At 68.5% G+C, this 22,109-nt stretch carries 21 protein-coding genes; 10 read left to right on the top strand and 11 right to left on the bottom strand.

From position 1 onward, the window contains the following. Positions 1–189: 189 nt before the first annotated feature. Positions 190–744, top strand: coding sequence for a nuclear transport factor 2 family protein (locus IU452_RS13245; RefSeq protein WP_195109295.1), 555 nt, complete (start codon positions 190–192; stop codon positions 742–744). A 9-nt stretch (positions 745–753) separates the two neighbouring features. Here IU452_RS13245 and IU452_RS13250 read toward each other — a convergent pair whose 3' ends face one another. From IU452_RS13250 to IU452_RS13260, 3 genes are all read right to left on the bottom strand, one after another. Next, entirely contained in the window at positions 754–1,455 is a 702-nt protein-coding gene (locus tag IU452_RS13250) for a TetR/AcrR family transcriptional regulator (protein ID WP_195109296.1), read from the bottom strand. A 70-nt stretch (positions 1,456–1,525) separates the two neighbouring features. After that, positions 1,526–3,157 carry an MFS transporter gene (locus IU452_RS13255; protein ID WP_195109297.1) on the bottom strand — a complete coding sequence of 544 codons (1,632 nt, stop codon included), beginning with the start codon at positions 3,155–3,157 and terminating at the stop codon, positions 1,526–1,528. 206 nt (positions 3,158–3,363) lie between these two features. Beyond that, entirely contained in the window at positions 3,364–3,990 is a 627-nt protein-coding gene (locus IU452_RS13260) for a CcdC protein domain-containing protein (protein WP_195109298.1), read from the bottom strand. 91 nt (positions 3,991–4,081) lie between these two features. Here IU452_RS13260 and IU452_RS13265 point away from each other — a divergent pair, with 91 nt between their 5' ends. The 3 genes from IU452_RS13265 to truB are packed head-to-tail and all read left to right on the top strand — an operon-like array spanning position 4,082 to position 6,366. Next, positions 4,082–4,735: a TetR/AcrR family transcriptional regulator gene (locus tag IU452_RS13265; protein WP_195109299.1), complete on the top strand. Its 654-nt coding sequence runs from the start codon at positions 4,082–4,084 to the stop codon at positions 4,733–4,735. 9 nt (positions 4,736–4,744) lie between these two features. Next, positions 4,745–5,449: a 4'-phosphopantetheinyl transferase Npt gene (npt, locus tag IU452_RS13270; protein ID WP_195109300.1), complete on the top strand. Its 705-nt coding sequence runs from the start codon at positions 4,745–4,747 to the stop codon at positions 5,447–5,449. Next, complete coding sequence (truB, locus tag IU452_RS13275; protein ID WP_195109301.1) at positions 5,449–6,366, top strand: tRNA pseudouridine(55) synthase TruB; 918 nt, start codon at positions 5,449–5,451, stop codon at positions 6,364–6,366. The genes npt and truB overlap by 1 nt, the downstream gene beginning before the upstream one ends. Before the next feature lie 50 nt (positions 6,367–6,416). On the opposite strand, the gene IU452_RS13280 is transcribed toward truB, so the two are convergent. Genes IU452_RS13280 through IU452_RS13290 form a run of 3 tightly spaced genes read right to left on the bottom strand, consistent with a single transcriptional unit; the run spans position 6,417 to position 8,549 of the window. Continuing rightward, positions 6,417–7,076: a GntR family transcriptional regulator gene (locus tag IU452_RS13280; RefSeq protein ID WP_195109302.1), complete on the bottom strand. Its 660-nt coding sequence runs from the start codon at positions 7,074–7,076 to the stop codon at positions 6,417–6,419. Then, entirely contained in the window at positions 7,063–7,797 is a 735-nt protein-coding gene (locus IU452_RS13285) for an aspartate/glutamate racemase family protein (RefSeq protein ID WP_195109303.1), read from the bottom strand. Before IU452_RS13285 ends, IU452_RS13280 begins: the two co-directional genes overlap by 14 nt. A gap of 11 nt (positions 7,798–7,808) precedes the next feature. Next, complete coding sequence (locus tag IU452_RS13290) at positions 7,809–8,549, bottom strand: Asp/Glu/hydantoin racemase (RefSeq protein ID WP_195109304.1); 741 nt, start codon at positions 8,547–8,549, stop codon at positions 7,809–7,811. 87 nt (positions 8,550–8,636) lie between these two features. Here IU452_RS13290 and IU452_RS13295 point away from each other — a divergent pair, with 87 nt between their 5' ends. Both IU452_RS13295 and IU452_RS13300 read left to right on the top strand, forming a co-directional pair. Beyond that, positions 8,637–9,602, top strand: coding sequence for a D-2-hydroxyacid dehydrogenase (locus IU452_RS13295; protein ID WP_195109305.1), 966 nt, complete (start codon positions 8,637–8,639; stop codon positions 9,600–9,602). Between the two features lie 12 nt (positions 9,603–9,614). Continuing rightward, positions 9,615–11,015 (top strand): amidase, encoded by a 1,401-nt coding sequence (locus tag IU452_RS13300; protein ID WP_195109306.1) that lies wholly within the window; start codon positions 9,615–9,617, stop codon positions 11,013–11,015. A 28-nt stretch (positions 11,016–11,043) separates the two neighbouring features. On the opposite strand, the gene IU452_RS13305 is transcribed toward IU452_RS13300, so the two are convergent. After that, on the bottom strand, positions 11,044–11,274 hold the full coding sequence (locus IU452_RS13305; RefSeq protein WP_195109307.1) for a hypothetical protein: 231 nt from the start codon (positions 11,272–11,274) through the stop codon (positions 11,044–11,046). Positions 11,275–11,461: 187 nt separating this feature from the next. Here IU452_RS13305 and IU452_RS13310 point away from each other — a divergent pair, with 187 nt between their 5' ends. The 3 genes from IU452_RS13310 to IU452_RS13320 are packed head-to-tail and all read left to right on the top strand — an operon-like array spanning position 11,462 to position 14,908. Continuing rightward, a complete protein-coding gene (locus tag IU452_RS13310; RefSeq protein WP_324192595.1) occupies positions 11,462–13,039 on the top strand; it encodes a carboxylesterase/lipase family protein in 1,578 nt (525 codons plus the stop codon). Next, the gene (locus IU452_RS38130; protein WP_324192596.1) at positions 12,999–14,231 is read left to right on the top strand and encodes a sensor histidine kinase; all 1,233 of its coding nucleotides are present in this window, start codon (positions 12,999–13,001) and stop codon (positions 14,229–14,231) included. Before IU452_RS13310 ends, IU452_RS38130 begins: the two co-directional genes overlap by 41 nt. After that, positions 14,231–14,908, top strand: coding sequence for a response regulator (locus IU452_RS13320; RefSeq protein ID WP_195109309.1), 678 nt, complete (start codon positions 14,231–14,233; stop codon positions 14,906–14,908). The genes IU452_RS38130 and IU452_RS13320 overlap by 1 nt, the downstream gene beginning before the upstream one ends. Positions 14,909–14,918: 10 nt before the next feature. Here IU452_RS13320 and IU452_RS13325 read toward each other — a convergent pair whose 3' ends face one another. From IU452_RS13325 to IU452_RS13335, 3 genes are all read right to left on the bottom strand, one after another. Then, on the bottom strand, positions 14,919–16,253 hold the full coding sequence (locus IU452_RS13325; RefSeq protein ID WP_195109310.1) for a M1 family metallopeptidase: 1,335 nt from the start codon (positions 16,251–16,253) through the stop codon (positions 14,919–14,921). Then, positions 16,250–20,131, bottom strand: coding sequence for a Pls/PosA family non-ribosomal peptide synthetase (locus IU452_RS13330; protein ID WP_195109628.1), 3,882 nt, complete (start codon positions 20,129–20,131; stop codon positions 16,250–16,252). The genes IU452_RS13325 and IU452_RS13330 overlap by 4 nt, the downstream gene beginning before the upstream one ends. A 177-nt stretch (positions 20,132–20,308) precedes the next feature. Beyond that, a complete protein-coding gene (locus IU452_RS13335) occupies positions 20,309–21,034 on the bottom strand; it encodes a DUF4360 domain-containing protein (RefSeq protein ID WP_324192597.1) in 726 nt (241 codons plus the stop codon). Between the two features lie 150 nt (positions 21,035–21,184). On the opposite strand from IU452_RS13335, the gene IU452_RS13340 reads away from it, so the two are divergent. Next, positions 21,185–21,538 carry a putative quinol monooxygenase gene (locus tag IU452_RS13340; protein WP_195109311.1) on the top strand — a complete coding sequence of 118 codons (354 nt, stop codon included), beginning with the start codon at positions 21,185–21,187 and terminating at the stop codon, positions 21,536–21,538. Positions 21,539–21,593: 55 nt separating this feature from the next. On the opposite strand, the gene IU452_RS13345 is transcribed toward IU452_RS13340, so the two are convergent. Continuing rightward, complete coding sequence (locus IU452_RS13345; RefSeq protein ID WP_195109312.1) at positions 21,594–22,091, bottom strand: DUF3830 family protein; 498 nt, start codon at positions 22,089–22,091, stop codon at positions 21,594–21,596. Between the last annotated feature and the right edge of the window lie 18 nt (positions 22,092–22,109).

The following is a 22,109-nucleotide window of genomic DNA, read 5'->3' on the forward strand; positions in this document are numbered from 1 at the left end:
CCCGTACGCCTGAAATCAGCCAAAACTGCTCCAGTGCAGCCGTTTTGGCTGGTAGAGAGCCGAAATACATTGTTATTGAGCGCCCTGACACTGTTATTTTCGGAAATGACGATGTTATTGCGGAGGCGGACCTCGGAAATAACATCGTCATCGGATCGAATAACAATGTGATCCGGGTATGGTGCCGCCATGAACTCCGGTGAATTCACCCTCGACCCCGATGCCGAACCCATCGAGAGCGCAGAGTGGTTGCGCGACTTCACGGCCCGCTACATCGCCGGATGGAACGCCGGCGACGCCACCGCGGTCGCGGCCTGCGTCACCGAGGACACGCGCTGGCTCGATCCGTCCGAACCCGCGGTCATCGTCGGCCGCGCCGGTGTCGCCAAGTTCGTTCGCGACACCAGGCGCGCGTTCCCGGATGTCTCCTACACCCCGGTGTTCGAGCCGACCATGACCGCGGACCAGCGGACCGCCATCGTGCCGTGGCGCATGAGCGGCACCAACCTGGGGCCCATCGACCCGCCCGGATTCGCCGCTACGGGAAAGAAGTTCGACCTGTTCGTGGTCGACATCTGGCAGTTCCGCTCCGGCCTGATCCGGCGCAGCAAGGCCACGTGGGATATGAACGAGCTACTGCTGCAACTGGAATTGCTGCCCAAGCGCAACGGGTTCACCGAACGAGCCCTGGCCCGCGCACAGCGACTCGGTGTCGCGGTGCGCGGGCGGCGCCGGGCGGGCTGAGATGACGGTTTACGTGCAGGCCCAAGCGGGCAGCCGAGCGATCGCGGCCATCACCGAATGACGGACCTGCGCCCGCTCGGCTCCCATCCCCACCAGCACATTGCTGATCGACGGCAGCAATACGTCGGCCAGGCCCCGGTTGCCGTACAGCCCGGCCATATCCAACTGGATGAACCCGTAGAGCCCGGTCCAGAACTGGGCGGCCGCGATCCGGGCATCGGCCGCGCACAGCACGCCCGCGTCGAGCGCGCGCTGGGTGGCGCGCACGACGTGATCGAAGCTCTCGGTGAAGTTCTCGAAATCGGATTCGCCCATGCCCGAGAGCACATTACCGCGGTTCAGTTTCACCTCCGCCTTGGGCGAGTCGGTGGCGAACATCAGGCGGAACAGCTCCGGCCGCCGCAGCGCCTCGTCGCGAAAGACGAAGCCCAGCACCAGGATGTCGGCGATCGGATCGTCGGTGACCGGACACTCGGCCAGGCGGGCGCCCAACTGGGCGAAGCCCGCCGACCCGACCGCGCGCAGCAGACCCGGCATGCCGCTGAAGTTGGAATAGATCGCCATCGTGGACACCCCGCAGATCCGCGACACCCGGCGCACGGTGAGAGCGCCGAGCCCCTCGGCAGAGATGAGCTGAATTGTCGCCTCCACCAGACGCTCACGCAGCGAGCCCTCCGCGGGTTCGGCGGGCCGGGCAACCGATGAGCTCATGCTGTGTCCTTTCCGACATGAGCGGGGCCCTGCGTGGTTACGCTCCGCTGCCTCCTCCGGGCCTGACCGCTCATGCCGCCACCTCCTGCAACTCCGCGGCCGTGATCTCCTCCAGCGTCCGGCGGCGGGTCTCGACCAGATAGGCGACCGCCGCCACCGCCGCGACGGCGACCGGCACCATGCCCAGCAGCGCCATGCGGCTGATCGAGGGCGCCGCGATCGCCACCACTACCAGCGCGAGCACGCCCACGCCACCGGCCTTGGTCATGGCCGCGGCGACACCGCTTCCGCGCGAGCGGATTCGGGTCGGATAGACCTCGGAGCCGTAGGACACGATGACCGCGACGATCGAGCTGGATCCCCAGATCGGCACCACCAGAAGGGCATACAGCACCACCTTGTGATCGACGACGTTGTCACCGAGCAGCACGAAGCCGCCGAGCGCGAGGGCGAGCAGCGTGCTGAGTGTGATCAGCGTCCACTTCGCCGAGCGGTGGTAGCAGTACGCCACAACGAAATTGAGAGGAAAGCCGATCAGTGCGGAATCGCGCAGGATGCGGTCGGCGCTGACGCCGCTGAATCCGAGTGCACGCAGATTGGTGGGCAGCCAGAACTGGAATCCGTAGGTGACCAGTCCGACTCCGAGCCCGAGCAGCGCCAACACGAGGGTGACACCCATGAAAGGGCGGCGCAGCAGTTGATCGAACCCGCCGCGCACCCGCTCGTCGGCGACGGGTTCGGGCTCGTCGGCCGGGATGATCTCGGCGTTGTAGGTGCGCAGCACCTGCTCTGCCTCCCGGTGGCGGCCGACCGCCAGGAGGAATCGTGGCGACTCCGGAATCCAGCGGACCAGCAGCGCCAGCAGCAGTCCGGTGGGCAGGCCGATCAGCCACAGGCTGCGCCAGCTGTAGGTCTCGCCGATGGTCGAGGACAACCAGCTGGTCACGATGTAGGCACCGGCGATGTCGCCGCCGATCAGCACCAGCAACCACCCGCGGTGCCGGGCCGGAATCGTCTCCGACAGCAGGGTGAACGCGACCGGCAGCATCCCACCCGCGCTCAGGCCCATGAGGAAACACATCACCACGTTGAGTTCGAAGCTGGGCATCGCGCCGCAGATCGAGGTCGCGATGAAGCAGATCGCGGCCAGCAGGATCGCCGCCTTGCGCCCGATCCGGTCGCCCAGCCAGCCCCACAGGAACGACCCGAGGGCCGTGCCCGTGATCCCCGACAGCGGCAGCAGTGCCACCGGCAGCGCGTCCAGGTGCGGGTTCGTGGGCGTGCGCAGGTGATATTCGCTGCCCATGCCGGGGACCACGAACGACAGCGTGGTCGGCTTCATCACGTCGATGGTGATGGCGGCGGCCATCACCAGCAACAGCAGGACGTGGACCTTGCCGATCGGTGCGTCGTCGAGGGCCCGGACCCGCAGCTTCGTCATCGTCTGCTGGACCGGGCGCCGCGGGAACAGGCCGTAGGTCGTGACGGCCAGGCCGATCACGATCAGGACCATCCCGGCGATCATCGGACCGTCCATCGGCATGCCGGCCATGTGGTAGCCCATATCCCTGGCCATGAAGTACATCGGCAGATGCAGCAGCGTCCCCACGGTGGTCGCCGCGAGGCCCACCCAGAATGCCCACCTGTGTCGAAGATTCGTCGTCGTGTCCGACGGTCGAGAGACGTCTAGAGCATCGTCCATGCCCTGCACCACCAGATTCTCAGGTAGCGGAGCCGTCCAACGGCTCCGGCCATCTAGTTACCGATGAGTAGCGTACAAACGAATCGACATCTCTAGGGCCCGATTCGCGAGATTCGTTCTGAAACCCTCGCTCCGCGTGCTGTATTCGGGATCGGCGTCGCGCAGGCCGAGGCCCATTGCCTCCCAGCGGGTTCCGGTCTCGCCACCTACTCCCGGTCGGCGCGCCGCAGGCCGTCCAGCACCGACCGCGCATCCCCGGTCCGTTGCCATTCGGAGACCGCCGATCGGAGGCCGCGTGCCGTCACGGCCGTGCGAAGGCGTTGGCGGTCAACGGGTATCGGCTCCAGGGGCGATCCGGTCCTGCGCACGCGTTCGGGCGCGAAGGGATAGCCGGTGAACACGCCGCGCAGGCCCAGGGCCAGCGCCTCACCGAGCATGCTCACGCCGATCGACAACTGCACCGGCCGCGCATCCGCATGCGCGCCCAGATGAACGCCGAGAAAACCGATGCTCGCGCTCACCGCCAGCGAAAACACCCAGACCCCGAGCGTGGCGCCGGTGTAGCGCTGCCACAGCACCCCGTCGCGGGTCAGCAGCGTGATCGTGGCGCCGCGCCAGGCGCCGAAGGAGAATCCGACGAGCAGGCCGACGGCGATCCAGGCGATGTCGACGGCGGTCGGATGGTGTTTCACCATGCCCTGCACGCCGATGATCAGCAGCGGGATCGGGGGAACCAGGAGGTCCCTGGCGTTGAGCGGTTCGCCGCGGAACCGCCTGACGATCACGAAGATCAGCACGGCGGCGACGACGAGCACGATTAATAGCTCAGGCATGCTATTTAAAATAGCTCAGCTGTGCTATAAAGACAAACGACCGGACGAGGCTCGGCTCGCCGAGGCGGAAGGGAACGTAGGATCGCTGCTCATGCCCAAGATCGTGGATCCGGCCGAGCGTCGGAAGACGGTGGCCGACGCGGTATTTCGGGTCGTCGCCCGGGAAGGGGTGGAGCACGCCTCGCTGCGCCGCGTGGCCGAGGAGGCGGGGCTGGTCGTCGGCTCGGTGCGCCACTACTTCGCCAGTCATGCCGAGTTGCTGAGTTTCACCCTGGCCGAACTGAATCGGCGGGTGACCGATCGGGTGCTGGCTCACCTGGCCGAGGCGTTTCCGGAGGGCCTGGTCGTGCCGGAGGTTCCGGGCAGTGTCGCCGAGCGAATTCTGGCCGAGCTGTTGCCCGTGGACGAGCAGCGATTCGAGGAGTCGGCGGTATGGCTCGCCTTCACCACGGCCGCCCGGACCCGCCCGGAGCTGGCGGAGCTGGCGGTGCAGCCGCTGGCGGGAGTGCGCTCGCTGGTGCACCGGGTGCTGTCCGCGATGTCCGAGGCGGGTGTGCTGCGCGGGACCGTCGGTGATCTCGAGCGGGAGGCCGATCGGCTCGCCGCGCTGCTGGACGGTCTGGCGCTCGCGGCGGTGGTGGATCCGGATCGGCGCGACCCGGACCGGATGCGCGCGGTGCTGCGGCTGCATCTGGCGAGCCTGGTGGGCGGCGACGTCACCCACGGGCGGCGGCTACCCTCGTGAGGGCAAAAGATGTCGAGTCAGGAGGCGGTCATCGACGAGCGGGCGAGCGCGCGGCTCATCGGCAATATTCTTCCCGATGGGGTGGCCGCGGCCGAATTGCGGGAGTTTCCGGAGGGTCTGAAGCCGTATCCCGGTGAGGAACATCTCATCGAGAAAGCGGTGGAGAAGCGGCGGCGCGATTTCATCGGCGCGCGGTACTGCGCGCGGGTGGCGTTGAAGCAGTTGGGTGAGCCGCTGGTGGCGATCGGTAAAGGTGAGCGGGGGATGCCGCTGTTCCCGCGCGGGGTGGTGGGCAGTCTGACCCACTGCGCCGGATATCAGGCGGCGGCGCTGGCACACCGGCTGCGGTGGCGCTCGGTCGGCATCGATGCCGAACCGCATGAGAGCCTGCCCGAGGGGGTGCTGGAGTCGGTGAGCCTGCCGGAGGAGCGCGACTGGTTGCGGGAGGCGATTCCCGCGACCGGGCTGCACCTGGACCGGCTGCTGTTCTGCGCGAAGGAGGCCACCTACAAGGCGTGGTTCCCGCTGACCCTGCGCTGGCTCGGATTCGAGGAGGCGCACATCACCTTCACCGTCGACGGCAACGGCGGCACGTTCCACAGCAAGCTGCTGGTGCCAGGGCAGACCAACGACGGTGGGGCGCCGCTGACCTCGTTCGACGGGCGCTGGCTGATCGGCGACGGGCTGATTCTGACCGCGATCGTGGTGGGTTGATGGGCGAGGCGCGGGTGGGGCCTCTCGGCGGCCTGCTGGTGGTGGACAAGGACGGCGGGCGGACCAGCCACGATGTGGTGGCTCGCTGCCGGAAGCTGTTGGGCACCAAAAAGATCGGGCATGCCGGGACGTTGGATCCGATGGCCACCGGCGTGCTGGTGCTGGGCGTGGAACGGGCCACCAAGATGCTCGGCCTGCTCAGTCTCACCACCAAGGCGTATGCGGCGACCATCCGGCTGGGGCAGTCGACGATCACCGACGACGCCGAGGGAGAGGTGGTCGCGACCGCGTCCGCGGCGCATCTGGCCGACGCCGACATCGCTTCCGGTATCGCCGCATTGACCGGTGACATTCAGCAGGTCCCCGCGACCGTGAGCGCGATCAAGGTCAACGGTGAACGCGCCTACGCCCGCGCCCGCGCCGGTGAGGATGTGCAGCTGGCCGCCCGCCCGGTCACCGTGAGCCGTTTCGAGGTGCTCGAGCGCCGCGATATCACCTCCGGCGACACGGCATTCGTCGACCTCGATGTGGTCGTCGAATGCTCCTCCGGCACCTATATTCGAGCCCTGGCCCGCGACCTCGGCGAAAAGCTCGGTGTCGGAGGGCATCTCACCGCGCTGCGCCGCACCCGCGTCGGCCCGTTCACCCTGGACCACGCCCGCACCCTCGACCAGCTCGCCGACGATCCGACCCTGAACCTCGATATCGATTCCGCCGCCCGCCTGGCCTTCCCGTGCCGCGACATCACCGCCACCGAAGCGGAGTCCCTGCGCGACGGCCGCTGGCTCGATCCCCTCGGCGTCGAGGGCGTGCACGCGGCCGTCACGGCCGACGGCAAAGCCATTGCCCTGCTGGAAGAAAAGGGCAAACGCTCCTCCCCGGTCTTCGTCATCCGCCCGCGCGGTTTGATCGACTGAGGTCCCGGCCGAAAGCACGCCGGGACCATGAGGGACGGCGCGCCGGAACCTCACATCCGCGGGCTGAGGCGTTCGACCGCGTCGTTCATGTGGTCGAGGAGGAGTTTGCGGGCGCGGGCGGGGGCGCCGGAGCCGATGGCCTCGCGCAGGTCGACGTGTTCCTGGGCCTGGTCGCGGACGTCGGCGTAGGCGGTTTCCAAGGCGCCCAGGCACATTCGGGTCTCGATGAACAGGGTGCGGGCGGCGCGGATCAGGCGCGGGCTGCCCGCGCTGGCCACCAGCGCCTCGTGGAAGGCCTGGTCGGCGTCGGAGACCCCGGCGGCGTCGCCGCTGTCGGCGCAGGCGAGCATGGCGGTGACGCTCGGTTCCAGGGCGCGGTAGGCGATGTCGCGGCGGCCGTCCAGGATCAGCTCGAGGGCGCCCCCCTCGAGGGCGGTACGCGCCCGGTAGACGTCGATGACATCGTCGAGGGTGAGTTCGATGACGAAGATGCCGCGGTGGCGGATGCTGTGCAGCAGCCCCTCGGACACCAGCCGCTGCATGGCCTCGCGCACCGGCCCGCGGGACACGTCGAACTGCGCGGCGAGATCGGCCTCGACCAGCTGCGCGCCGGGTGCCAGCACCCCGCGCATGATCGCGGTGCGCAGCCGGTCGGCGATCATCTCCGCCGTCGACTGCCGGTTCACCGGCTCGAATTCAATGACCGACATGGATCAGCCTTTCCGAGAAGAGCCTGCCGAGGTTCGGCTCGCCGCCGGGCGAATGTCCGGACAGTCGTAGCCCCTCCCAGATGGTGACCTGGTTCGCGGTGAGCACCGGTTTGCCGAGGGCGGCCTCGAGCTCCGGCAGCACCGCCACGGTGTGCATGGCGGTGTCGGGAATCAGCAGCGCCTGGGCGTCCGGATGATCGTTCGCGAGGGCCAGCTCGCGCACCCGGGCTCCGGTGAGTGTGCCGACCTCGGCCGCGGTGTCGATTCCCGCGCTGGACATCGAGACAACCCGGATACCTTCGGCGGCAAGGAACTCCACGAACAGCGTCGCGACATCGTCGGGATAGCTCGCGCACACCGCGACGGTGCTCACCCCCAGTGCCCGCGCGGCCTCGACGAACGCGAAGCTGGTGCTCGACGCCGGTACCCCGGCCGCCTCGGCCAACCCGCGCACCTGCTCCCGGGCTCCCTGCGGGCCGTAGACGAAACTGCCCGACGTGCACGCCCACACCACCGCGCTCGGGCGATGCGGCGCGAGCAGCTCCGCCCCGTGGCGCAGCTTGTCCGGGCTGCCGAGGTCGAGCAGTTCGGGCACGGCGTGCAGATCGGTGCCGTAGATGTGCGCGACCCGCAGATCCACGCCGAGCATCGCCGCCGCGCGCGGATAGTCGTCCTCGGCGGCGTGGTCGGGATAGATGAAACCGATGGTCGGTGTCTGCATCGTCGAGTCCCCTAGAAGACGTTTCGGAGCCATTTGCCGGGCCCCATCATGGGTAGTTTCATGCGCCCCAGACACGCCCACATGGTGAGCTGATTGGCGGTCAGCACCGGTTTGCCGAGGGCCTGTTCGAGCGGTTCGACCAGATCGTAGGTGGGCAGGTTGGTACAGCTGACGAAGATCGCCTGCGCCTGCGGGTCGTCGGCGGCGATGATGCGCTCGGCGATGGTGCGGTAGCTGACCTTCCAGATGCCGCCACCGAGCCCCAGATGATCGGAACGAATGACCTCACAACCGATTTCGGCGAGAAAGTCGTGCAGCTTGTGGGTCAGGATCGCGTCGTAGGGGGTGATCACCGACAGGCGCGACAACTCGAGCGCGCGGATGACCTCGGCCAGCGCCCCGGACGTGGTGATCGCATCCCGGGCGCCCGCGCGACAGATGGTGTCGCGCAACGACTTTTCGTAGGCCAGCCCCTTGATGAAGCTGCCCGAGGTGCACAGGTAGGCGATGACTTCGGGATCGACGTGTAGGACGTTGCGGGTGGCCGCGGTGAGGTGTGCGGCATCGGAGACCAGCTCCGCCATCTCCAGCGACACCGGGACCGGCTCGTAAGGGGTGCGCGCCAGATGCAGGCTGACCTCGAGGGGTGCCCAACGCCACAGTTCGCGTTCCAGCGCCAGGTCGAACGGTGCGATGATACCGATTCCCCGCTGTGCGACAGGACCGTCGATTTCGGGAAAGTTCAGTTCCAACGAGGGCCCCTCTCGCGTTCAGCCGGGCAGTCCTCCGCACACGATCGGATTGTTGACAATCATACGAGGCGTTCATAATGTGTCAATGTGGTTGAGGGCCCTATCGTCACCGTTCTGCACGATGGCACCAGGCCCGATGCGGAGCTCATGCGCCCGGTCGCCGAGCGGGCCGCCGTGCGCTACGCCGCGGCGGATGAGCTGGTCGACGCGTTGCATGGTGCCGACGTGTTGTTCGTCTACGACTTCATGAGCACGGCCGTCCCGGGCGCCTGGCCCGCGGCCGACCGGCTGCGCTGGGTGCACGTCGGCGGCACGGGCGTGGATGCCGTCATGTTCGACGCGCTGATCGGCAGCGACGTGGTCGTCACCAATACGCGCGGCATCTTCGATGCCCCGATCGCCGAATACGTGCTCGCGCAGATTCTCAATTTCGCCAAGGATCTGCCCGAATCGCTGCGCCTGCAGCAGCGCCGGATCTGGCGACATCGCGAATCCGAGCGGGTCGCCGGGGCGTCGGTGCTGGTCGTGGGCACCGGTTCGATAGGGCGGGCCATCGCGCGACTGCTGCGTGCGGTCGGCATGCGGGTGCGTGCGGTGGGGCGCACGGCCCGCGCGGACGATCCGGATTTCGGCACGGTGGCCACCGATCTGTACGCCGAGTTGCCCTCGGCGGACTACGTCGTGGCCGTCGCGCCGCTCACCGCGCAGACCCGGCACCTGTTCGACGCGCGGGCCTTCGCGGCGATGAAGTCACATGCCCGTTTCATCAACGTCGGTCGTGGGGAACTAGTAGTGACAGACGATCTCGTCGACGCCCTGCGGGCCGGTTCGCTCGCCGGAGCGGCGCTCGATGTCGTCGATCCCGAGCCGCTGCCGCCCGGCCACGCGCTGTGGGATCTGCCGAACGTCCATCTCACCCCGCACAATTCCGGCGACTTCATCGGGTGGCGCGGGGAGATCGTCGCCGCGTTCGCGGCGAACTTCCGCAAGTGGATCGACGGCCTGCCACTGGACAACGTGGTCGACAAGAGGCTGGGCTACGTACCCAGCTGAAGGGAGTCAGTTATGGCCCACCCCGATATCGACATTCCCACCGAACCCGCCGCCATGACCGCGGTGGAGCTGGTCACGGCGTATTCGGCGGGCGCGTTGTCGCCGGTAGAGGCGACCGAAGCGGTGCTCGACGCCATCGCCGAGCGCGACGGTGCGGTCAACGCCTTCTGCCTGGTGGACGGCGAACGCGCGCTGATGCAGGCCAAGGAGTCCGAGTCGCGCTGGCATTCCGGGCACGTGCAGGGCCTGCTGGACGGGGTGCCGATCTCGATCAAGGACGTGTTCCTCACCGAGGGCTGGCCGACCCGCCGCGGCTCCACCTCGATCGAGGCCGATGTGCCGTGGCCGCTGGACAGCCCGGTGACCGCGCGGCTGCGCGAGGACGGGATGGTGTTCGTCGGGAAGACGACCACGCCCGAACTGGCGTGGAAGGCGGTCACCGACAGTCCGCTGACCGGTATCACCCGCAATCCGGTGGATCCGTCCAAGACCTCCGGCGGGTCGTCCGGCGGCAGTGCGGCGGCGGTCGCGGCCGGGATGGGACCGGTGTCGGTCGGGACGGACGGCGGTGGGAGCGTGCGCATCCCCGCCTCGTTCTGCGGCATCGTCGGATTCAAGCCGACCCACGGGCGGATTCCGCTGTATCCGGCGAGCCCGTTCGGGCCGCTGGCGCACGCCGGGCCGATGACTCGCACGGTCGAGGACGCGGCGCTGCTGATGGACATTCTGTCGCTGCCCGATCCACGCGACCCGACCGCGCTCGCGCCGACGCTGACCACCTTCCGGGGACAGTTGCAGCGCGATGTGCGCGGGCTGACCGTCGCCTACTCCGCGACGCTCGGTTATGCCGACGTCGATCCCGAGGTGGCCGCCGTCGTCGAGGCGGCGGTGCAACGGCTGGACGAGGCCGGGTTGCGCGTCGTGGCCGCCGATCCCGGCTTCCGCGATCCGCTGACGGCGTTCGAGGATCTGTGGGCGGCGGGCGCGGCGACCATGCTGTCGAAATTCCCTGCCGGAACGCGAGATCGGGTGGATCCGGGGCTGGGGCGGGTCTGGGATCACGGCGCCTCCCTCGGGGCGGTGGAGTATCTCGAGGCACGCGCCGTGGCCGCCGAGATCGGCATCGTGATGGGTGCCTTCCACACCGCCTACGACGTGCTGATCACCCCGACCATGCCGATCACCGCCTTCGATGCCGGCCACGACGTGCCGCCCGGCGGCGATCTGCGCAGCTGGCCGCAGTGGACCCCGTTCACCTACCCGTTCAACATGACTCAGCAGCCCGCGATCAGCATTCCCGTGGGCACGACGAGCGCGGGTCTTCCGGTGGGGCTGCAGATCGTGGGTCCGCGGCACTCCGATGATCTGGTGCTGGCCTTGGCGCGCTTCGCGGAACTGGTCGTTTCGGAATGAGAGGTCGATAGCCCGGCGGGGTGGCGGGTCACTGCATTTGCTTGGTCTTGTCGTGGGCCCAGCCCGCGAGGATCGCCCCGAGCGCGGCCACCAGGACGAGCACGGCCACCTGCCCACCCCAACCGCCGGGCACCCAGTTCAACGCGCCCCACAGCGGGGACTTGTGATGATCGAACAGGTTGCGGATCGCGGCCTGTGCGCAGACGATCATCACGACCATTCCCGCGATCTGCATTCCTGTATATGTTCCCTTGCCCATCGGCGTTCTCCTTCTCGTGCGCTGCGGTTTCGTGCGATTCGATTCTGGTGAGAACGCTCGTCGCGCACATCGGCTCCGCGTCTATCGCCGATTCATCCTTTGGTCTACTGCAGGTTGCGACTCGAGTCAGTGGAAACCATTCTCGGGCAGCATGTATCGTGCGGTCCCGACCGCGCATGATGCTGTCGTGAATCGGAAATCGAAGCTGATATCGGTCGTACTGATTGCCGCCGGGCTGACCGCGTGTACGGCCGTAGTGGACGACGACCGTGCCGAGGTCCGGGTCGATACCGGCGTGCTCGAGGGTGACCGCACCGCGGATTATCGGCTCTTCCAGGGGATTCCGTATGCCGCGCCACCGGTCGGCGAGCTGCGTTGGCGAGCCCCCGAGCCTGCGGCGTCGTGGTCGGGCACCCGCAACGCGCATGCACCGGGCCCGAGATGCATGCAGTTCGACAAGGGGCCCGGCTCGCGCATCATCGGGGGCGAGGATTGTCTGTATCTCAATGTCACCGCACCGAACGGCGCGGCACCGAAACGGCCCAAGCCGGTCATGGTGGAATTGCACGGCGGTGGGTTTCACAGCGGTTCCGGCGACGAGATGAATGCGCGGCGGCTCGCCGTCCGCGGCGACGTCGTGGTCGTGACCGTGAATTATCGTCTCGGAGCACTCGGATACTTCGGCTATCCCGGATTGCCCGAGTCCGGAAGTTTCGCCGCGCAGGACCAGGTCGCCGCGCTGCGATGGGTCCGCCGGAATATCTCGGCCTTCGGCGGCGATCCCGGCAATGTCACGCTGTTCGGCCAATCCGCGGGCGCGTACAGCACCTGTGCCCTGCTCACCTCGCCCGCGGCCGAGGGGCTGTTCCATCGCGCCATCGTCCAGAGCGGCTCCTGCATGATGAGCTCCCCGAAGGGCATCGCCGTCGAGGGCGTCGAAATCCCGTCGGTCTACCTCGCGCAGGACGTCGTCGAGCAATACCACAAACACCTTCTCTCGTCGGCGAACATCGGCTGCGGCGATGCCCCTGATCCGCTGAAATGCCTGCGGGCGTTGCCCGCCGAGGCACTCATGCCCCTCCACGAGAGCGTGATCAGCCCGGTGTTCGGCAGTTCGGTTCTCCCGGAGAATCCCGCCGCATCGCTGCGCGCCGGACGGTTCGCCGACGTGCCGGTCATGATCGGGAACACTCGCGACGAGGAACTCAGCAGAGCCTCCCTGCCCATGACTCAGGAGGACTACACGAGACGACTCCGGGAGGCATTCGGCGACAACGCGTCCCGAGTCGCCGAGGAATACTCCGCGAGCGGCTACGGCACTGTCCCGCGGGCATGGAGCGCTCTGTCCACCGATCGCCTGTGGACGTGGCCCAGCGCTGTCGCCGCCGACCTGATATCGCGGCGCACCACCGTCTACAACTACGAGTTCGCCGACCCGCACCCGCCCGCCGAACTCGCCCGGGAGTTCGGAGTCGACCCGGCGATACCCGGGGCATTTCACGGCTCCGAGATCGCCTCCCTGTTCCCCGAGCCGGGCGTGTTGACACCGGAGCAGGCGGAACTGTCGGATGCGATGATCGCGTACTGGACGAACTTCGCCCGCACGGGCGACCCCAACGGACCCGGACTGCCCGGCTGGAAGCCGTTCGCCACGAACGGGACGACGCCGTTCACCCTGGGCCTCGCGCCCGGTGCGGGCGGAATCGCACCGATCGACTCGAGGAGTGGACATCATCTGGACCTCTGGGATGCGCTCGCGCGATAGGGCCCGCGACCCGGCCGCCCTGGGAGTATGGCAACAGGGCTGGCGGCTGCTGGCGGCCGCGCTGATCGGGGTGGGCGTCTGGCTGATCAATGCGGGCAAGCTGCCACCGGGAACCGGTGGCATGACACTGGTCTGGCTGTTCGTCGCAGACCCGCTCATCGCCGTGGTGTGCCTGGCGCTGGTGATGCTGCGCCGGCGCTACCCGCTGGCGATCACCGCGATCGTGAATGTCGCCTCCTCCGCCTCGGCCCTGGCCAACGGCGCCGCGCTGCTGGCACTGTGTTCGCTGGCCACCCGGCGGCGCTATGGCGAGACCGTCCCGATGGCCGTGGTCTGCGTGATCACCGGCCTGCTGACCGACAGCCTGTACCCGAAACGGGAAGGGCAGGACTCGTTCTGGTATCTGCTGGCGGTCACCACCCTCGCCGTCTGCGCGGTGGTCGCGGTGGGTTTCGCGGTCGGTGCCCGGCGCGAAACGGTGTCGTCGCTGCAGCAGCGTGCGGAGATCGCCGAACGCGAGCAGGTCGCGCGCGCCGCCGAGGCCAGAATTCTGGAGCGGCATCGGATCGCCCGCGAGATGCACGATGTGCTCGCGCACCGGATCTCGCTGATCGCCATGCAGGCCGGAGCGCTCGGTTACCGCACCGATCTGGAAACCGAGCAGGTCACGACCATCGCGAAGAGTATCGCCGACAGCTCCCATCAGGCGCTGGAGGAACTGCGCGACATACTTGGCGTGCTGCGCTCCGACCGGCTCACCGACGACGACCGGCCGGAGCCGCCGCAGCCCTCGCTCGGCACGCTGCCTACGCTGGTGGCCGATGCGCGGGCCTCCGGTCTGGTGGTCACCTTCGACGACAGCACGATCGGGGAGCCGCCCGTCACCAGTGCGCGCACCGCGTACCGGGTCGTTCAGGAGGGGCTCACCAATGTCGGCAAACATGCGCCGGGTGCGACCGTGTGGGTCGGCGTCGGCGGTTCGGCGGGACAGGGATTGCAGGTCACCGTTCGCGATTCCGGAGCCACCCGTGCCGCCTCGGCGGCGCCCACCTCGGGTTTCGGCCTGCTCGGTCTCACCGAACGCGTCGAGTTGGCCGGGGGCACACTGTCGTTCGGTCCCGACCCGGACGGCGGCTTCCGGTTGCATGCCGGCCTGCCCTGGCCCGCTCGAGCCTCGGAGGCGAGCACCTGATGGCCGCTGACCGATCTCCGATCCGCGTCGTGCTCGTCGACGACGATCGACTCGTCCGCATGGCGCTCACCCTCATCATCGAGGGCGACGCCGGGCTGGCGGTCGTCGGGGAGGCGGCCGAGGGGAACAGCGCCGTCGACGTGGTCCGGGAGCAGCACCCCGACGTCGTGCTGATGGATATCCGGATGCCCGTTCGGGACGGCCTGAGCGCGACCGCCGAAATCCTCACCTGGCCCACCCCGCCGCGCATCGTCGTGCTCACGACCTTCGACACCGATGACATGGTGCTGCAGGCGCTGCGAATCGGTGCTCACGGATTTCTCCTGAAGGACACTCCGCCCCCGGAACTCGTCGCCGCGATCAAGGGCGCGGCCGCCGGGCTTCCGATGCTTTCGCCCAGTGTCACAACGCGATTGATCGCCGCGGCCACCGCGCAGGGCCCCTCCGACGAACGCCGGAGCGACCGCGGTGCCGCCCGCGCGGCCCTGGCCACGCTCACCGAGCGTGAACTGGAGACCGCGCGTGCTATCGCGCAGGGCATGTCCAATGCCGAGATCGCCGAGCATCTGCATGTCAGCATCGCGACGGTGAAATCCCACACCAGCAGGCTGCTCACCAAGCTCGCGGTCGACAACCGGGTGCAGATCGCCCTGCTCGTGCGCGATGCCGAGGACTGAGTGGCCGCGGTCAGGCCGGAGGAAGCTCGGGTAGGGGGAGGGAGTACACCCAAGCGTCCCACAGCGGGCGCAGGGGAGTGTCGCTGTAGTGCGACGCCAGATCGGCGAAGTCTTCGGTGCTGACGGTGCCGTGGCGATGGCGGGTGGCCCAATCCTGGAGCAGGGCAAAGAATGTCGTGTCACCCACGGTCAGCCGCAGCGCGTGCAGGGTGAGGGCGCCGCGCTTATAGACGCGGTCGTCGAACATCGACCCTGCCCCGGGGTCGCCGACCAGGATGTCCTGCGGTGATCGGGAAAGTTTCTGGTGAGCGATGCGGGCCATCGCGTCGGCGGTGGGGCCACCGGAGGCCTCGGACCAGATCCATTCGGCGTAGCAGGCGAAGCCCTCGTGCAACCAGATATCGCGCCACTGCCGCACGGTGAGGCTGTTGCCGAACCACTGATGCGCCAGCTCGTGGGCGATCAGGCGTTCGGCGCCGCGCTCACCGTCGCAGTGATTGGCGCCGAAGATCGACAGTCCCTGTGCCTCCAGCGGAATCTCGAGATCGTCGTCGGTCACCACCACCGTGTAGCCCTCGAAGGGGTACGGCCCGAACCGCCGCTGAAATTCGGCCATCATCTGCGGCTGGCGGGCGAAATCGTGGTCGAAGCGGGCGCGCAGCCGCGACGGCAGCACCGCCTGCATCGGCACGCGGTCGCCGTGCGGGGCCGGGTCGATCCGATACTTCTGATAGGGGCCGATCTGCACGGTCGCCAGGTAGCTGGACATCGGCTCGGCCTGTTCGTACACCCAGGTCGTCTGGCTCGCCTTGGCCCGCTTGTGCGTCAGCACGCCGTTGGCCACGGCGTAGTACGGCGAGTCGGTGGTGATCGAAATCCGGTAGCTCGCTTTGGAGCTGGGGTGATCGTCGCAGGGGAACCAGGAGGCCGCACCGTTGGGTTGACCGGCAACCAGCGCACCGTCGGTCAGCTCCTCCCAGCCGATTTCACCCCACGGCCCGCGTATCGGTTTGGGCGTTCCGGCGTAGTGGACGACGATCGCGAGCACGGCGCCCGCCGGAATGTGCTGTGCCGGGGTGACGGTCAGCTTGCCGCGCTGATGCGAATACTTCGCGGCCTTGGTGCCGTTGACGAAAACCTTGGACACACTGAGGGATTGGGACAGATCCAGCGAGAACCGCGGCCGCACCGCCGTGGTGACCGCGGTGATCGAGGCCCGGCCCGCGAGCCGGTTGCTCGCGACCTTGTACTCGAGGTCCAGTTCGTAGCGCGACACCCGATAGCCGCGGTTGCCGTTCTGCGGCAGGTACTCGTCGATCGGCTCCTCGTAGAATTTGTCGATCATCGGCGCCGGGCCTCCGTCTCCGGCCACGGCGCGATCGGGTTGCCCCACCAGCGCGTCGAGGGCGGAACGGTGTCCCCGCGCATCACCAGCGACGCCGGTCCGACCGTCGCACCGGCCCCGATCCGGGCGGCGGGCAGCGCCACGCAGTGCGGGCCGAGCGTGGCGCCCGCGTCCAGAGTCACCGTGTCCATGGCCATGATCCGATCATGGAACAGATGCGTCTGCACAACGCAGCCGCGTTCCACGGTGGCTCCGTCGCCGAGGGTCACCAGGTCGGCCTCGGGCAGCCAATACGATTCGCACCACACCCCGCGCCCGATCCGCGCCCCCAGCCCGCGCAGCCAGATGTTCATCACCGCGGTGCCGGTCGCGGCGCGCGCGAACCACGGCGCCGCAACGGTTTCCACGAAGGCGTCGGACACTTCGTTGCGCCAGACGAACGAGCTCCACAGCGGATGCTCTTCGCGGCCGATGCGCCCGACCATCGCCCATTTCGCGGCCACCGCGCACAATCCGGCCAGCACGCCCGCCGTGAGCAGAACCACGCCCGACAGCAGCGCTGCGAACCAATAGCCGGTGACCTCGGCCAGCCGCGCCAGGGTGAACAGCACGCCCAGCCCGATGCCGAAGGTGACCATGACCGGAATCAAGCGGCAGGTCTCGACGACGGCGCGGGCCAGCTTCAACCGCAGCGGCGGATCGAAGGTGCGCGCGGTGTCGGACTCACCGGCCTTGCGCCGCAACCTAACCGGCGGGCTGCCCAGCCACGACGAGCCCGCCTTGGCCTTCTCCGGTGCGGCCGACAGCACCGCCACCAGGCCGTTCTTCGGTACCCGGCGACCGGGTGCGGTCATCCCCGAATTGCCCAGGAACGCCCGCTTGCCGACCTTCGCGCCGCCGATGCGCATCCAGCCGCCGCCCAGTTCATAACTGGCGATCAAGGTGTCGTCGGCCAGGAAGGCGCCGTCGGCGACGGTGGTGAACTTCGGCAGCAGCAACACGGTCGACGCCTCGACACCCTTGCCGACCTGGGCGCCGAGCAGCCGCAACCACAGCGGGGTCAACAGGCTGGCATACAGCGGGAACAGGAAGGTACGCGCGGAATCCATCAAGCGTTCGGTGGCCCACGCCTGCCAGCCGATGCGGCTGCGCACGGGATGGTAGCCCTCGCGCAGTCCGAGGCTCAGCAGCCGGATCGCCACCACCGTGAGCGCGGCGAACACGGCCAGGCTCACCACGGTCGCGAGCGGCAGGATGGCGAAGGCGTGCGCGAGGGCCGTAGGCAGGGTGCGGTCGGCGCGGATCCACCAGGCGATCAGCGCCCCGCCCGCGGCCAGACCGAGGACGGGCAGGGCCGCCAGGATCATGGAGGTGATCCCGAAGACCGCCACCCATCCGGCCGCGCGGGGCGGGGTCGACGACGGCCACGGATAGTCGGCCTTACCGACCTTCACCGCCGGTGAACCGGCCCACTCCTGGCCCGCCTTCACCTTGCCGAACACCGCCGAACCCGGCGCGACCACCGCGCTCTTCCCGACCACCGCACCCGGCAGCAGCGTCGAGCGCGAGCCGACGACCGCTCCGGCGCCGATGCGGATCGGGCCGATGTGGACGATGTCGCCATCGATCCAGTAGCCCGCCAGATCGACCTCCGGCTCGATGCTGCATCCGTCGCCCAGTTCGAGCATGCCGGTCACCGGCGGCAGCGTGTGCAGGTCGACGCCCTTGCCGACGCGAGCGCCCAGCGCGCGGGCGAACGGCACCATCCACGGTGCGCCGGAGAGGTTTTCGGCGCCGCTGGCCTCCGACAGCCGCACCGCGGCCCACAGCCTCAGATGCACCGAGCCGCCGCGGGGATAGCGGCCGGGCCGCACCCCGTGCAACAGCAGCCGCGCTCCGGCCACGCAGATCGCCATGCGGCCCGGCGGCGAGATGAACAGCACGAAGCCGGTCAGCGCCCACCACCACGACAGGCCGGGCATCCACGGCAGCGCACCGGACCAGCTCGCGATATTGGTGACGATCCCGAGCCAGGTCAGCCACTGCAGTCCGGTCAGCGTGGTCAGTGGTACCAGCGCCAGCACCTGCGCCCACTGGGCGGTCCGCGGCGTGGGCGCGACAATGCGCGGTTCGACCGCGGCGGCGGGTGCGGCCGCGTCGAGCAGGTCGGCCAGCGCACCCAGGCGCGGACGGTCGTAGAGGTCGGCGACGGTGACCTGCGGAAAGCGCTCGCGCAGCGCGGTCACCAGCTGGGCGGCCGCCAGCGAACCACCGCCGAGATCGAAGAAGTCCGCATCGGGGCCGGTGATGTCGGCGCCCAGGATCGAATGCCACAGTCCGGCCACCCACGACGCCGTGCCGGTGAGGCCGTGGGCGGGTTCGGATTCGGCGCCCGGCAGCGGCCACGGCAGCGCGTCCCGGTCGACCTTTCCCGAGGTGCGCGTGGGCAATTCGTCGAGCACCGCCAGGCGTGGCACCAAGGGCGCGGGCAGGCTGTCGGCGAGCAGGGTGCGGGCGTGCTGCACGTCGAAGCCGGGATCGGTGGTGGCGAGGTAGCCGACGAGAATCTTGTTGCCCGCCTTGGTGGTTCGCACGGCGGCGGCCGCGGCGGTGACGCCGGGCAGATGTTGCAGCGCATTGTCGAGTTCGCCGAGTTCGATGCGGCGGCCGCCGATCTTGACCTGATCGTCGGCACGGCCGAGGAAGATCAGACCGGCGCTGTCGTTGCGGACCAGATCGCCGCTGCGGTAGGCCCGCTCCCAGCCCAGCGACGGCATCGGGGCATATTTTTCGGCGTCCTTGGCCGGATCCAGATAGCGGGCCAGGCCGACGCCGCCGATCACCAGTTCCCCGGATTCGCCCTCGCCCACCGGATTTCCGGCCGGATCGACCACGGCCAGATCCCAGCCGTCGAGCGGAAGCCCGATCCGGACCGGGCCCTCGCCGGTCAACCGGGCGGCGCAGGCGACGACGGTGGCCTCGGTGGGGCCGTAGGTGTTCCACACCTCGCGCTCACCGGTTCCGGCGGGGCGTTCGGCGAGTTCGGGCGGCACCGCCTCCCCGCCGAAGATCAGCAGCCGCACCGATTCCAGGGCCTCCGCGGGCCACATGGCGGCCAGGGTGGGCACGGTCGAGACGATGCTGATGCCGCGGCGCATCAGCCACGGCCCCAGATCCATTCCGCTGCGCACCAGGGCGCGCGGCGCGGGGACCAGGCAGGCGCCGTGCCGCCAGGCCAGCCACATCTCCTCGCAGGAGGCGTCGAAGGCGACCGACAGCCCGGCCAGGACCCGGTCGCCGGGGCCGATCGGGTTGTCGCGCAGGAACAGTCGCGCCTCCGCGTCGACGAAGGCGGCGGCATTGCGATGGGTCACCGCCACGCCTTTGGGGGTGCCGGTGGATCCGGAGGTGAAGATGATCCACGCGTCGTCCTGCGGCCGCGGCCCGCGCGTGGCTCCCGCGCCGGTCCCGGTGCCGACCGCCGAGATGCCGTCGGCGGTGACGATCGCGCAGATCCCGGCCTCGCCGAAGACCAGCCGGGCGCGCTCCTCGGGATCGTCGGCGTCGACCGGAACGTAGGCGGCACCGGCGTGCAGCACGGCCAGGATGGCCACGTACAGCTCGCTGGTCCCGGACGGGATGCGGATGCCGACCCGGTCGCCGGCCCGTACTCCGGCCGCCCGCAGCCGGTCCGCGGTTTCCTCGATCTCGGCGAGCAGTTCGCCGTATCCGAGGATCTCGACGCCGTCGTCGATGGCGGGTGCGTCGGGGTGGGCTCGGGCGGTGGCGGCGAGGATGTCGACGAGGGTGCGGGGCGGGGGCGTGTCGAGGGATCGCAGCAGAGGTGCCGACACCTCGGATAGCTCGGAACCGAGCATCACGTCCTGTCCGCCTTTCCTGTCGCCCCCAATTCGTCGGTTGTTCTATCGTGCCGAGGTTACCGATGGGCAAATTGCCCGGCTCATTCTCGCAAGTCCGACACCCCGGACAGACGCCGACCCCACCGCGGGGGCGATGGGGTCGGTATCGGTCTCGCCGTGGCTATCGTCGTGCGCTCAGCACTTCTTCCAGGCGAAGTGGTAGGTGGTCTTGATGCTGCCGTCCGTGGAATCCATCGTGATGAAGCTGGTGGTCTTCTTCGGGTCCGACGTACCGGCGTCCACCCGCAACTGGGTATTGATGTTGAAGTTGCGGAATTCGCCGCAGGGCTTGAAGACGATCGCCCCGACCTCGGTCTTGTCGGTCACTTGCCAGTCGTCGTTGAAGGGACCTTTGAACGTGTGATCGATGAACTCGGTCGGTGAGTTGCCCTGGAAGTAGTACCGAGCCCGCTCCAGGGCGGTCGCACCCGATTCCAGATGCGCGAATCCGCGATAGTCGGCCTGGGCTATCCCATAGGTGAAGCCTTGTGGCACATGAACATTCAGGTTCAGCTGACAGTTCTTCCGGAAATCGGTCGGCGTGGACCCCACCCCCACCTGCGCGGTGTACTCGCTGTAGGTGACCGTGAAGGCCGTATTGTCGGGCGAAACCGCCACGGCCGCAGTGCCCTGCGGGCACCCGGACCCGTTGACGGTCACCACGTCGATGACGATCTTGTCGGGTGGCGTGGGCATCGGGTCGCGCGCCGGCGCCCCGGAAGCCTGTGACCACGAAAAAGGTAAAACGAAAGCGAAAACGGCAGCGCTGAGCGCGCCAAACTTCTTGAACATGGATTCCTCGCGATATTCCGAACAAACGGCCCGCAGACAGCCATAACTGTAATCTTCGTCACAGCGCACCGAAACCCCTACTGGGAGAAGGGATTCGGCGCTGCCATATGGAAAAGACCCTGCGTTACTTAGTGATTGGTGCGAACCATTGTGAGTCGAAATAGGCCCGTCGTCGGGGCCGGTGTTCCCCGGTTACCGCCGCCCTGATCGAATGGTGGGATGAGTTTCTTCGTGCGGGCGCGGTTCGATGTACGGGACGGGCGGCAGGACGAGTTCGAGGAGGCTGCGCTCGGGCTGCGGGCGCAGGCTCTCGAGGAGCCTGGGACGGTCAATTATCGGTGGTTTTCCGCTGGGACCGGTAGCTATCTGGTGATCGAGGAGTATGTCGACTCGGCCGCGGCGATGGCGCACAACGAGCGTGGGGCGCAGTTGCTGGCGCGGGTGGGGGAGTGTGCGGAGATGGTTTCCGCCGAGCTCTACGGGCCGATCGGTCCCGAGGTGCGCGTATGGGCCCGGGCGCGGCCGCAGGTGTCGATCTACCCGGAATTCCCCGGCGCGACCGTGACCCCCTGACCTCGTAGGTCCCGGCGTGCTTTTGGCCGGGACCTACGAGGTCAGGCGGGTGGTGTCAGTCGGCGCGGGCGAAGGCGAGGGTTTCGCCCTCGACGCCGCGCAGCCACAGATTGTTGCAGGCGGTGGCGATGTCGGCGAGGCCCTCCTCGATGGTGGCGAAGACGCTGCCCGGAACCCAGCCGAGGTCGCCGTTGATCAGGAGATTGTTGCGGCCGTAGAACAGGGCCAGGTCGGTGGCGCCCTGGGCGTGGTGGGCCGCCGAGCCGGGCTCGTAGCCGTAGGCCGGGTTGCCGATTTCCCACGGTTCGAAGTCGAACAGGCAGACGTCCCCGGGAATCGGTGTGACCGTGGGATTTTCGCGATGCGGGGCGGCGGTGATGCGGGGCAGCAGGGTGTAGACCTCGTTGCGGGCGTATTTGGCGTGGAAGGCGTCGCCCTCCTGGGGGAGGGCGTCCCACACCGCGTCGCAGGTGCGGGGGGCCTCGGCGTCCAGCAGGCGGGCACGGCAGCTCACCCCGGCCTTGGTCAGGGTGATCGTGATGTAGCGGGGCATCGAAACCTCCTGGGGCGG

Origin of the sequence: Nocardia transvalensis, assembly GCF_015477765.1 — a bacterium.
Taxonomy (GTDB): Bacteria; Actinomycetota; Actinomycetes; order Mycobacteriales; family Mycobacteriaceae; genus Nocardia; species Nocardia transvalensis_A.